12 protein-coding genes are annotated in these 12,268 nt (G+C 64.2%); 3 read left to right on the forward strand and 9 right to left on the reverse strand.

What is annotated here, in order from left to right; genetic code table 11:
- Nucleotides 1-245: 245 nt before the first annotated feature.
- From BUA69_RS01175 to ccmI, 4 genes are read right to left on the reverse strand one after another with little or no spacing between them, the layout of a single operon-like run.
- Nucleotides 246-710: a cytochrome c-type biogenesis protein gene (locus tag BUA69_RS01175; RefSeq protein ID WP_046133572.1), complete on the reverse strand. Its 465-nt coding sequence runs from the start codon at nucleotides 708-710 to the stop codon at nucleotides 246-248.
- Nucleotides 707-2,680 (reverse strand): heme lyase CcmF/NrfE family subunit, encoded by a 1,974-nt coding sequence (locus tag BUA69_RS01180; RefSeq protein WP_046133571.1) that lies wholly within the window; start codon nucleotides 2,678-2,680, stop codon nucleotides 707-709. Before BUA69_RS01180 ends, BUA69_RS01175 begins: the two co-directional genes overlap by 4 nt.
- The gene (ccmE, locus tag BUA69_RS01185; protein ID WP_046133570.1) at nucleotides 2,680-3,159 is read right to left on the reverse strand and encodes a cytochrome c maturation protein CcmE; all 480 of its coding nucleotides are present in this window, start codon (nucleotides 3,157-3,159) and stop codon (nucleotides 2,680-2,682) included. The genes BUA69_RS01180 and ccmE overlap by 1 nt, the downstream gene beginning before the upstream one ends.
- Nucleotides 3,156-4,241 (reverse strand): c-type cytochrome biogenesis protein CcmI, encoded by a 1,086-nt coding sequence (ccmI, locus tag BUA69_RS01190; protein WP_046133569.1) that lies wholly within the window; start codon nucleotides 4,239-4,241, stop codon nucleotides 3,156-3,158. Before ccmI ends, ccmE begins: the two co-directional genes overlap by 4 nt.
- Before the next feature lie 140 nt (nucleotides 4,242-4,381).
- On the opposite strand from ccmI, the gene BUA69_RS01195 reads away from it, so the two are divergent.
- Together BUA69_RS01195 and BUA69_RS01200 are read left to right on the forward strand one after the other, a co-directional pair.
- Nucleotides 4,382-5,461: a hypothetical protein gene (locus BUA69_RS01195; RefSeq protein ID WP_046133568.1), complete on the forward strand. Its 1,080-nt coding sequence runs from the start codon at nucleotides 4,382-4,384 to the stop codon at nucleotides 5,459-5,461.
- Nucleotides 5,458-7,440 carry an FAD-dependent oxidoreductase gene (locus BUA69_RS01200; RefSeq protein ID WP_046133567.1) on the forward strand — a complete coding sequence of 661 codons (1,983 nt, stop codon included), beginning with the start codon at nucleotides 5,458-5,460 and terminating at the stop codon, nucleotides 7,438-7,440. The genes BUA69_RS01195 and BUA69_RS01200 overlap by 4 nt, the downstream gene beginning before the upstream one ends.
- Here the strand turns inward: BUA69_RS01200 and BUA69_RS01205 are convergent.
- The 5 genes from BUA69_RS01205 to BUA69_RS01225 form a co-directional block, all read right to left on the reverse strand.
- Nucleotides 7,437-8,645 (reverse strand): hypothetical protein, encoded by a 1,209-nt coding sequence (locus tag BUA69_RS01205; RefSeq protein WP_072866434.1) that lies wholly within the window; start codon nucleotides 8,643-8,645, stop codon nucleotides 7,437-7,439. The two genes, BUA69_RS01200 and BUA69_RS01205, sit on opposite strands and share 4 nt — an antisense overlap.
- A 116-nt stretch (nucleotides 8,646-8,761) precedes the next feature.
- Nucleotides 8,762-9,232, reverse strand: coding sequence for a hypothetical protein (locus BUA69_RS01210; RefSeq protein ID WP_052950323.1), 471 nt, complete (start codon nucleotides 9,230-9,232; stop codon nucleotides 8,762-8,764).
- Between the two features lie 66 nt (nucleotides 9,233-9,298).
- Complete coding sequence (locus BUA69_RS01215) at nucleotides 9,299-10,672, reverse strand: ATP-binding protein (RefSeq protein WP_052950322.1); 1,374 nt, start codon at nucleotides 10,670-10,672, stop codon at nucleotides 9,299-9,301.
- Between the two features lie 55 nt (nucleotides 10,673-10,727).
- Nucleotides 10,728-11,387 carry a response regulator transcription factor gene (locus BUA69_RS01220; protein ID WP_046133565.1) on the reverse strand — a complete coding sequence of 220 codons (660 nt, stop codon included), beginning with the start codon at nucleotides 11,385-11,387 and terminating at the stop codon, nucleotides 10,728-10,730.
- 26 nt (nucleotides 11,388-11,413) lie between these two features.
- Nucleotides 11,414-11,713: a hypothetical protein gene (locus tag BUA69_RS01225; protein ID WP_143154371.1), complete on the reverse strand. Its 300-nt coding sequence runs from the start codon at nucleotides 11,711-11,713 to the stop codon at nucleotides 11,414-11,416.
- 201 nt (nucleotides 11,714-11,914) lie between these two features.
- Here BUA69_RS01225 and BUA69_RS01230 point away from each other — a divergent pair, with 201 nt between their 5' ends.
- Nucleotides 11,915-12,262, forward strand: a complete 348-nt coding sequence (locus BUA69_RS01230; RefSeq protein WP_046133563.1) for a hypothetical protein — start codon at nucleotides 11,915-11,917, stop codon at nucleotides 12,260-12,262.
- The last annotated feature ends 6 nt before the right edge of the window (nucleotides 12,263-12,268 follow it).

A 12,268-nucleotide genomic window follows, 5' to 3' on the forward strand; every position in this document is an offset into this window, starting at 1 on the left:
ACATTAAAAATTCGTAAGCCTGCAGGCGGCTTTAGGGCGCAATGAGCCCGATTGGGACCACAATTGGCGCGTGGGGGCCCGGATGACTGGGGTTTGAGCTGAAATGCGCTAGTGACCGCGGAGGCATTCCCGCGCAGGCGGAATTCTCCTGTTGCTGGGCACAGCAGGGCAATTCCCGCCTGCGCGGGAATGACTCGGTGCGTGGGGGTGCTTTGAAGGCGCGGGCAGACTGCCTGGGCCTGGCCCTACTTGTCCCGGTCGGATGCAGCGAGCGCGTCAAGCGCGGCTTGCTCGTCGCTGGTCAGGCCATTGCCGGCCGGAAGCGCGCGCTGGCGGCGGGCGGCAAAGACGACGCCGATAAGGCCGATCAGCAGCAGGACCGGCGCGGCGATCCACAGCAGCAGCGTATGGCCGGCGACCACCGGATTGAGCAACACATATTCGCCATAGCGGGCGACGATGTAGTCGCGCACGCCGTCATCGCTGTCGCCGGCCACGAGGCGTTCGCGGACCAGCACCCGCAGATCCTTGGCCAGATCGGCATCGCTGTCATCGATCGACTGGTTCTGGCAGACAAGGCAGCGCAGGCCCGAGGAAATCTCGCGGGCCCGCTGTTCCAGCACCGGATCGTCAAGGATTTCGTCGGGGCTCAGCGCCAAAGCGGGTCCGCTCAGCAGCAGGGCAATCAGCAGAATACGCAGCCAGGTCATTCGGCAGGCTCCGCGATTGGCTTGGCCGCGCGCTGGGGTGCGCCGACGCGGCGGCGGCGATCGGTCAGCGAGAGCACCCCTGCCCCGGCCATCAGAATGGCGCCGAGCCAGATCAGCGTGATGTAGGGCTTGTGCCAGACGCGCACGACATGGGTGTTTTCCAGCGGCTCGCCCAGTTGCAGATAGAGCTGGGAGAGGCCGTAGGTTTCAATCGCCGCTTCGGTGGTCGGCATGCCCGATGCGACATAGGTGCGGCGTTCGGCGACCATGGGCCGCGTGCCGCCGCCGGGTGCGGTGATGGTGAAATGGCCCTGTTCGGCGATGAAATTGGCGCCGGGGACTTGCTCGAAGCTGTCGAAGGTCAACACATAACCGGACAACTCGGTGGTTTCTCCAGGGTTGAGCGTGGTGACCAGTTCGGTCTCCCAGGCGGTGGTGGCGACAATACCGAGCACGGTGACGCCGACGCCGAAATGGGCGATGGCTGTCGACCAGATGGTGCGCGGCAAGCCGACCAGTCGGCGCCAGCTATCAGCCAGCGGAATGCGGCCGAGCTTGCTGCGGTCGATCAATTCGGCGACCGAGCCGAACGCCACCCAGAAGCCGAGCAGCAGGCCGATCGGCGCCAGCGAGATCGAGACGCCGCCCAGGGCGGAGATCAGGATGGTGAGGAAAATCGCCAGGGCCGCAGCGAAAAGCAGCCGCTGCGCGGCAGCAACCACATCGGCCCGCTTCCAGGCGAGCAATGGCCCAAAGGGCAGCACCAACAGCAGCGGTGCCATCAGCGCGCCGAAGGTCAGGTCGAAGAATGGCGCACCCACGGAAATCGTGGTGCCCACCAGCGCATCGAGCACCAGCGGATAGAGCGTGCCCACCAGCACAGCGCCGGTGGCGGTGGCGAGGAACAGATTGTTGAGCACCAGCGCGCCTTCGCGGCTGACCGGCGCAAACAACCCGCCGCTGCGCAGTGAGGAAGCGCGCATGGCAAAGAGCAGGAAAGCACCGCCAATGACCAGCGCCAGCAGCGACAGGATGACCAGACCGCGGGTCGGATCGCTGGCGAAGGTATGCACCGAGGTCAGGATGCCGGAGCGGACCAGGAAGGTGCCGAGCAGCGACAGCGAAAAGGTGATGATGGCGAGGAAAATCGTCCAGATCTTGAGCGCGTTACGCTTTTCCATCACCAGCGCCGAATGCAGCAGCGCCGTGCCGGCAAGCCATGGCATGAAGCTGGCATTCTCCACCGGATCCCAGAACCACCAGCCGCCCCAGCCAAGCTCGTAATAGGCCCAGTAGGAGCCCATGGCGATGCCCAGGGTCAGGAAAGTCCAGCTCAGCATGGTCCAGGGGCGAACCCAACGGGCCCAGGCCTGATCGATGCGGCCGGAAATCAGCGCGGCAATGGCGAAGGAGAAGCAGATCGAAAACCCGACATAGCCCGCGTAAAGCAGCGGCGGATGGATGGCCAGGCCGATATCCTGCAACACCGGATTGAGGTCATTGCCCTCGAGTGGCGCCGGAACCATGCGGGCGAAGGGATTGGAGGTGAACAGCGTGAAACCGGCAAAGGCGGCAACCAGCAGGCTTTGCGTCGTCAGCACCAGCGCCAGCAAGTCGGACGGCAGGCGGCGGCCAAAGCTGGCCACCATGGCGCCGAAGGCCACGAGGATGAGGATCCACAGGACCATCGAGCCTTCGTGATTGCCCCAGACACCCGAGATCTTGAAGATCAGCGGCTTGAGCGAATGCGAATTATTGACCGCCAGGGCCAGCGAAAAATCGGAAACCACAAAGGCCTGGATCAGCGCGGCAAAGGCCACGGCCACCAATACGAATTGCAGCACCGCGCCCTGAGCGAGGAACAGCGCAATGCGCTCGCCACTGCGCCAGAAGGCATAGCCACCAAGGACCGAGACGCTGGCAATAGCGAAGGCCAGAATGAGAGCAAAATGACCCAGCTCAATCGACATCAATTGCTCCCGGCGGTTTCAGGCCGCCATTCGCCGCTCGCCTTGAGCGCTTCGACGACTTCCTTGGGTACGTAATTCTCGTCGTGCTTGGCCAGCACATTGCTGGCGATGAAGCCGCCTTCCGGGGTCAGGCTGCCTTCGGCGACCACGCCCTGCCCCTCGCGGAACAGATCGGGCAGGATGCCGGTATAGCGCGCCACGACGTCGGTGCGCCCATCAGTGACGACGAAGGTGTTGTCCTGTCCATCGCGCTGCCAGGTGCCGTCCTTGACCAGACCGCCCAGGCGGATGGCCTGACCGGGTGCGACTTCGCGCGCCACCACGTCACTGGGCGAATAGAAGAACACGATCTGGTCGCGCAGGGCGACCAGCACCAGCGTCGTCGCCAGGGCCAGCACCACAGCCAGGCCAGCGATGATCGCCAGGCGTTTCTGCTTGCGGCTCCATCCCTTGCGGCGGACGGCGGCGGGCATGGTCATTGGGCAGCTCCGTTCAGTTTCAGACCGGCTTCCAGGGCAATTGCATCCAGATCGTCGCGATCGAACGATTTTGGATAGGCCTCGACGGCGGAGTCAAATGCGGCCTGCGCCTTGTCCTTGTCACCCAGCACCAGATAGGCCCGCACCAGTTGCGTCCATTCGGTGATGGTGCCGCCATCGGCGGCAAGTCGATCGGCCAGGCCGCTTACCATCTGGGCAATCATCTCGGTCTCGGCGGCATTGGTCGCCGGTTCGCCCTGGTTCTGCGCCACGGCAAGGCCTTGCTGGGCGGCCTGCAGCCATGGCTCACCGCCCTGCGACAGCGCCAAAGCCGCGTTCCAGGCAGCCACCGCCTCATCGTAGCGCTGCGTCCGCGTCAATTCTGCGGCAATATAGAGCCGCGACATCACATGGGTGGGATCGCTGGCGGCAGCGGCGGTCAGCAATTGCATGGCCTCGCCGGTGGCGTCGCCGCCATTGCCCAGCATCAGCGCCTCGGCCAGCTTGGTTTGCACATCGGCATTGGCCCCACCCAGTTCCAGCACCCGGCGCCAGGCATTCTGCGCATCGGCAAAGCGGCCGCTCTGCAAGTAGACCGGGGCAATGACGGTCCAGCCGCGCAGGTCATCGGGATTTGCCGCCAGCTGGGCTTCGATCCGCGCCACGGCGGCATCGAGGTCAAGCGCCTGTGCTGCTATTTCGGGGCGTTCGGCCAGCGGCTGGGCGGGCATATCGGGATTGCCGAGCCAGGCATAAAGACCCAGCGAGATCACCGCGACAGCCGCTATGCAGGCCAGCAGCGCGCCTCGCCCCATGTCTGGGCCAGCGCTGTGCGGCTTTTTCAGTTCAGCATCCTGACGCAGCAATTCGCGCGCCAATTCTGCCTTGGCGGCAATGGCTTCGGCTTCACCCAGCTTGCCCGCAGCCTGATCGGCATCAATGCCGGCAAGGACAAGGCGAAAATGGCTGTTGGATACAGCCGAATCGGGCACGCTTGCGTTGACCGTGCGTCGGGCGGCCGCGTAATAAAGCGCAGCACAAGCAATGGTGGTGACGGCAGTGGCAATAAACCAGAAAAACATGGGCCCTGAACGCTGAGGCCGGCTCGCGGCAATAGACCCGCATCTATAAGCGGAATGCGGCGAAAAACCACAAAAACACGCATCGTTGAGGGGGACGCATTGCCACAGCAACAGCCAGAACCGGTCCGAGCCAGCCCGGTATGAGCGTGAATCGCATCGACTTTGCCGTGCTGGGCTCGACGCCCCTGGCTCGCCTGGTGGCCGGGCTGCTGGCCAGCATTCATGGCAAGACCGTGGTGAGCATTGGCGATAGCCAGGGGGCGTTTCGCCTGCCCAATGGCATCGATCTGTCTGTGGCGCCGATCACCAGACCGGAAAGCTGGTCGATGCTCGACCACGCCCTGCCCGAAACCCTGAAGCTATTGGCGCGCGTGGCGGGCAAAGGATGCTGGAGCCGCATCGATCCAATCCTGTTCGCAGAGACGGCAGCCGGGCGCATGGCCCTGGCGCATATGCGCAATTCGGCCGCCGGGTTCGGCCATGCCATCGAACCGCTGGCACCGGGGCAATTGGGCCCCAACCGCGATGGCATTGTCATGCGCGATGCAGTGCTGCTGCAGCGGACGCAACTGGAGCCGGCGCTGGATCACTGGCTGGACAAGCTCAAGGTACGCCGACTGCCCCAGGCCGGGACCGACATAACGCTGCGCCGCGACGGCAGTGCCATCATTGATCTGCAAGGTCAGCCAGTGACAGCCGACAGCGTTGTTCTGATCGACGATGCAGCGCTGCTGCAGCATCTGGCGCCCAATGTGCTCGCGTCAGTGTTTGTCAGCTCGCCGGCCTGTGCGATCCTGACCGACCCCATGAGCGGGCTTGCCGCGCCCGCCCTGCTGCAGGTCGATGCCGGATTGAGCCTCTTCCAACGTAATACCGGCGGCGTCGTCGCCATCGCCCATGGCACCATCGAGGCCTGCACACCGCGCCTCGCGGCGCTGTTGGGCGCCCATGGAAAGCTGCATCGGGCTGGGCAATCCCGTTTCGACAGACTGGCCAGCCATGATGGCGCCCCGGTGCTTGGCCGGATCAACAATGCGGGGCCGGTTGTCATCGGCGATCTCGGCCCGTCCGGAGCCTTCCTGGCCCCGGCACTGGCGCGCTGGCTGTCTGGCGCCGCGCTGGAGGAAGAGGCAGCCTATTTCGCCGCGCGGGCTCCAGGTCGAGCGCTCTCGCCCTCACAGGTGGCGGACTATGCCGGTGGGATCGAGGCCAGGGCATGAACGGTCAACCCAATCGCCTCGACACCGCCGATCGCCACCTGCAGGGCTCGGCGATTGACCGCAGCAAGCCGCTCCGCTTCCGACTCGATGGGCGAACCATCAATGGGTTCGCCGGCGACAGTGTGCTTTCGGCCGCGCTTGCCTCGGGCATTGCCAGCGTCGGACTGCACAATGGTTCGCCACTCGCGCTGAGCAGCCGCTTCGCTCCGCCAATTGCGCTGGCGCAGAACCAGCGACTGCCACTGCCAATGGCCCGCACCCCGGCCATCGATGGAGCCGAGTTTGTGTCTGTTGGCGGTAACGGTTATCGCGCGCACTGGGCCAAAGCCACGATGCGGCTGCTGCGCCCCTCAACGTCTCTCGATCTCAGGCTCGACGGCACCCACCGCATGGCCGGGCCATGGCTGGACGCGGCTCCAACCAGTGCAGGAACAGCCGATCTTGTGGTGGTGGGCGGCGGTGTTGCCGGCATGGCCGCCGCACTGGCCGCCGCAAAATTGGGCAACCGGGTGACCTTGCTTGAGGCGGGGCCCGTATTGGGCGGCAATGCCCGCTTCTTTGGCTCGCAGGAGGGAGAGGAATCCCCGGACGCCAGCATCGCCAGGCTATCCGCCGCCGTCGCGGCCAAGGACGCGATCACCGTGCTGCTGGACGCCGAGGTGTTTGCAGTGCGCCCGGGACGGGTTCGTGTCCATGTCGTCCGGCACGATGGCGAGCTCACCGCCGATGTCGTCGAGATCACGGCGCCGAGGATTATTCTCGCCACCGGCGCCTACGAGCGGCTGCCGGTGTTTCCCGGCAATCGCCTGCCGGGCGTAATTGGCGCGCTTGAGGCTTTCCACCGGGCAGACCGCCATGGGGTCTGGGCGGGTCGCTCGGCGATGCTAGCCATCGCGAGCAGTCCCGCTTACCGGTTGGCGATGCTGGCCAGCGACGCCGGCATCATTGTGCAGAAAATCTGTGACGCCCGCCCCGATCCGCAATCGCGTTTCATCGAGTTTTCCAAGGCCTATGGCATACCGCTGGCCGCAGGCCTGGCGCCGGTGATGGCCGAGACGACGCGATCGGGCCTGTCGGTCACCCTGCAATTGGCGATCGGTGACTACAGCAGGCTGGAGCCAGCGCAGGCCGTCGAAACGCTGGTCGTTTGTGGCGGCTGGCAGCCGGACTTGTCGCTCTGGCACCTGGCGGGCGGGCAAAGTCGCTGGAATGCGGAACGGCGGCGGCTTGAGGCGGTTGAGGGACCAGAGGGCATTCGTCTCGCCGGCAGCGCCGCGGGCTATCTCAGCAAACAGGCTTGCCTGCAAAGCGGCCAGGACGCCGTTGCAGCGCTGTACAATCGTGCGCGCAAGCCGGTTAGCGAGCTCCTGATCGATCCGATCTATGAAACGCCTGACGGCGCGACGCCGATGGCACCACCGCGCATCGATGGGCCGCCCGGTTACCTCGATGGCGGACTGAGCTGCATCGCCATGCCTGTCGATACGCGGCCAGGCTGGCGCCGCCTCCTGCCCTTCGCCTCTCCCCTGCCGACCTGGTCGCTGGCCGAACAAAAGCATGCTTTGGCAATTGGCGATGTCGCCGCGGGCGTGCAATTGCAGGCCATCCCGGCCGAAAGCGCCGGCATCGTGGCTCAGGAGCGTTCAGCGATCCATGGCGCCTTGGAGACGGTGCCACCGCGCGCGCCGGAGCCAGACTTGCCGTTGGTGCCAAACTATCTCATCGGCCGCTTTGGTCCCCATCCCGTGCTCTGGACCATCACCGCCGCGGAGCCCCGTGCCCTAGAAGTGGGCGGACTGCTATTCGTCAATTCGGATCAGAGCAAGCCACACCAGGCCATTGGCGCGGTGGTTCGCGCTGATGCAAATTCGGCCATCGCATTGATCGGCAAACCCACGATCGTCCCCGGCGAGGGGGCTACCCTGCGCGAACAGGGCCGCCCGGTCGCGGTTCGGCTGGTGGCGCCGTATTCGCGCTAGATACGGCGCTCGGCGGCGGCGCGCGCCCGGCGCAGCGTATCGGCATATTCAATGTTGAAGCGGACCTCGGCCATCTTGATGCCAACTTCCACCCGCGTGCCGGCGACCGGATCGCTCGGATCCTGGCGCAGCATTTCCAGATTGCGCTGCAGGTGCAATTCCAATGCCTGTCCCGACTGTGCCCAGGCCAGGTCGAACTCGGCATTCAGCGCCAGCGAGTCCCGGCACTCGCGGATGGTCGCCAGAAGATAGACGCCGTTCAGCGCGGCCAGCAGCCGGTCGTTGTCGAGCCGGTCGGCCCCTTCACGGCCCCGGCGCAGGGCCTGGTTCATGTCTGATACGACATCCTTGAGCCGGGGTTCGATGCGCTCGGAAACCTGCCTTGTCAGTCCCGCCAGGATCATGGTCCAGCGGCTGCCGCGTTCAAATTCGACATAGCCTGTCAGCGAGCGGACCAGGCGGTGAAAGCGATCGAGGCCGCGGCAAGTCAGGTCGATATCGGCAAAGGCACCAATCGGCTGCAGCACCGGCAACTGGTTCTGGGCATGGGCCAGAATGGCGTCGATCAGCGGACCGAAGCCGGACCGGCTGATCATCGCCTCGGTGCCGCCCCCGGCCTTGCGCACCAAGGTCGTCACTAGCCGCGACGGGTTGGCCACCTGCCCCATGGCGGCATGGAACAGCAATGCGGCCACACGCGCATCCTGCAACGGCATGGATTGCAGCGCCACGCCGAGCGCGGCATCGTCGGTAATGGAATTGGTGGCCTTGCCGAACGCTTGCGCCTTGCCGAGCAGAGCCCGGCAGCGCAGTGCGTTCAGGAGCACCGGCATGTGGTCATAGGCTTCCTGGCTACCCAATTGGGCCCGGAGCCGCCGACCGTTCTCAAAGCCGCCCGTCGCCGCCATATAGCCGTCGCGCATTCGCGCCAGGATTTCGGGCATGATGGTTTCGACATCGGCAGCCTCCAGGTTGTCGCGTTCGAGCGCATCGGACGAAATCAGATCCGGGCAGAGATCGCGCACCACCCAGGTCCAGCCGGCCAGTGCCTCACTGCGTACAACTGATCCATCAAAGGGAAAGGCCACAGGCCCTTCGACCAGCACGGCATCGATCAATCCGGCGAACGGCTTGATCGCCCGCACCCGGGGCACGCGGGAGGAAAATGAGGTCTCAGTCTTTGAAAGGTTGGCGGCTTGGGACATAAACGCTGTCTGGCTGGGGAACTCTCGTCCCACCAGCCTACGCGGTGTTGGTAAACAATGTTTATGTACGCGCCATCAAGTGCCTGGCACTTTGGCTCCGTCAGGAACCCCTATCGTCAGGCGCCCTGGACGACGGTCCAGTTGCCAGTCTGCTCGCGGCAGGCCGTGCCCTTCTTGACGTAGTCGGCCCCGGCGACCTTGACCGTGTGCGTGAAGTCGCGACAATCGAGATTGTTGACGCGGACATAGGGGCCAACGGCCACGGTTCCAGTCGCGCCCTTGTCGCCGGCCCACTGGCGTGGCGCGCCGGGACGGCCGAACTGAAGCGCATAGAACTGGGCGCTATTGGCCTCAGCGGAGTCCTTGGCCGTCATCAGCGCCAGCGCCGCCGGATCGACGAAGCCGTTGGCAACGCTGGTCTGCGCGAGCGCCACCTGCGTGGTCTGGGCTGGGCTCGCCAGCGTCGGACCGGCGATCACCGGCGCAATAACCGGTGCCTGGGCAAAGGTGGTGGCGGGACCCGAAGTGGTGCATGCAGCAAGCGTCAGCGCGACGAGTGGGGTGGCGAAGAGGGCGAAACGGTTCATGTCTGGGATCTCTTGAGGTCTAGGCTTCTTGTTTTTGCATTGCGGCGAAAGTGCGTCACATCGACTTCATGCCTGGCTTCTGGCCATCGTTCCCAAACGAGCTGTGGGCAGGCGAAGTTCCACGAGCAGGCCACCCAAAGCAGAACGTGTGAGGGCCAAACTACCACCGTAGACATCGACCAGTTCCTTGACGATATCGAGTCCCAGTCCACTTCCGGGTGTTTTCTCATCGAGTCTGACACCGCGACGCAACACTTTCTGGGCGTCTTCGTCCGTCAGTCCGGGTCCATTATCGTCTATCCGAATCAACAGCATAGTGCCGGTCGGTCCGCGCTCGGCATCCAGTCGAACCCCCACCTGACCCTTGGACCATTTACAGGCATTGTCCAGCAGGTTGCCCACCATTTCCTCGAGATCGGCCTCATCGCCGCGAAACCAGGGCAAGGACGCATCCGGGCGCTGGAAGGCAATGGTGACGTCGGGATGGATCTTGCGCATCACCCGCGTCAGCCGCAGCATGATCATGGTGGCATCGGCCTTCTTGCCAACCACCGAAGTGCGCGCGGCCAGCCGCGCCCGCTCCAGGTAAGTGGCCACCATGGCGCTCATCTTCTCGCTCTCGCTCAGCACGACGTCGGCCAGTGCGCCCTTTTTCGAGCTTGCTTCATTGCGCAGCACGGCAATCGGCGTCTTCAGGCCATGTGCCAGATTGCCCACCTGGTTGCGGGCGCGTTCGATGATCTGGGCATTGGAGCGCAGCAATTCGTTGACCTCTTCGGCCAGCGGCGCGATTTCTCGCGGATAGGTGCCGGCCACGGTGACGCTTTCGCCCTCGCGCACGCTTTCGATGGCCGCGCTCAACCGGGCAATCGGGCGCAGGGCGATGCGGGCCACGATGGCGCTCATGATCGCCAGCATCACCCCCACCGCCCCCAGCACGATGAAGGCCTGCCCGCGAAACTCGCCGACCAGCTTGAGAATTTCGCTGAGACTGCCGGTCACCACGATCTGATAGGTGGTTGGGGCGACGGTCACTGCCCGCTCGACAACGCGCATACGCGTGCCGAACACATCATCGATCACCGCAGTGCGGCGGCCCATGCTGTCGGCCGGGCCCATCACCACCGGCAGGTCGATGCCCACCACGGAGGTCGAGAGGTTGTAGAGCTGGCCATTCTGGTCGCGAATGGCCCAGTACCAGCCGGAACGCGGCCGGTCGAAACGGGGATCGGTCAGCGCAATGTCGCTGCTCAGCGGATCGCCGGCCTCGAGCAGCGCACCCGCCAGGCTTTCAACATGGAAATCGAGGGTTTCGGTGAGGCTGGTATCGAGCGCCCGCGAATAGAGGTCGGACAGCAGGAAGCCGGTGGCAACCAGCGCCAGGATCAGCCAACCCGCCGATAACCAGAACAGCGATGCGGTAATCGAGCCTTTTTGCATCAGACAGCCTGGCTCCGCGCTGTGCTGAGGCCTTCAGCCAAGGGCCGGCCCAAGCTCAGTCTTCCGCAATCTGGTAACCCAATCCGCGCACGGTCTGGATACACTCATCGGGGAGTTTCTTGCGCAGCCGCCCGACAAACACCTCGATGGTGTTGCTGTCGCGGTCGAAATCCTGATCATAGAGATGCTCGGTCAGCTCGGTGCGCGAAATCACCTTGCCTTTGTGGTGCATCAGATAGCTCAAAAGCCGCAATTCGTGGCTGGTCAGCTTGACCGACTGGCCATCCACCGTGACCTTGCCCGAGCGCGCATCGAGGCGCACCGATCCCGCGACGATTTCGTTGGATGCATGCCCGGCGGCGCGGCGCACCAGCGCCCGGACGCGGGCCAGCACTTCTTCCATGTGGAATGGCTTGGCGACATAGTCGTCGGCGCCGGCATCGATGCCCTGCACCTTGTCGCTCCAGCGGTCGCGGGCCGTCAGCAGGATCACCGGGGTGGTCTTGCCCGACCTGCGCCATTTTTCCAGCACCGACAGCCCGTCCATCTGCGGCAGGCCGATATCGAGGACGATGGCGTCATAGGGCTCGGTATCGCCGAGGAAGTGTCCCTCCTCGCCATCAAACGCCACGTCCACGGCATAGCCTGCCTCGGTCAGCGCTTCCTTTAACTGCCGGTTGAGATTGGTATCGTCCTCGACAACCAGAATCCGCATCGATCGCCCCCGTGCACCTGTTCAGACTATTGCGCGCCCAGAACGAGGTTCTGCGCCGCCCCATCGGAGCTTAGCACCCCGATAATATAGACCAGACGGCCGCCTTCGTCACATACCTGAACGTTGAGAATATCCACGCTGCCATCAATGCCCGCGGAAGCTAGAACCGCATCGAGCGACATGATCTGGCCGGACGAAACTGCCTCCTGGATTTGTCGCTTGTCCAGGCACGATTGTGCACTGGCCGTCCCGGTCGAAGCCAGGGCGATAGCAAGCGCCAGGGCCAGCGCGATCGAAGCGGACGGTTTTGGGGTCATGTTTTTCATGAGAGCAACTTACGGGTGAGTTGCTGAATGGGACATGAATGCGGCGCAGATGTCAAAACAACCACAATTGGCGCTTGTACAGAGATATGGCCACCCTGACGCGGCATTCAAGCATTTCCGTTCGGCGCACCGAAAATCACATGCTAGCGTTCAGGTCTGGTGAGCAATACTGCCGCCTGTCCCGATACAGATCGGAAATCAATGAACATCCCCGCTTGGACGAAACCCGCACTTTATGGCGCGGTTGCTGGCGCTATTCTTCTGGCCGTCGTCGGCTTTATGTGGGGCGGCTGGGTCACCGGGGGCAGCGCGCAGGACATTGCTGCGAAACGCTCCGCCGCTGATGTTGTTCTCGCCCTGACGCCTTATTGTGTCGAACGCTCGCGTACCGATGCCAATTCTGTCGCCGTCCTTGCCGAGTTCACCGCCGCCACCTCGACTGGCCGTCGCACCGTGATCGAAAAGGCCGGTTGGGCCACGCCAATGGGTGCTGACGCCCCCAACCGCGCCCTCGCCCTGGCCTGCGCCACCGCGCTCACGCCCGTCTGAATGGTT

It is taken from the genome of Devosia limi DSM 17137 (assembly GCF_900128975.1).
In the GTDB taxonomy this organism is placed as follows: domain Bacteria; phylum Pseudomonadota; class Alphaproteobacteria; order Rhizobiales; family Devosiaceae; genus Devosia; species Devosia limi.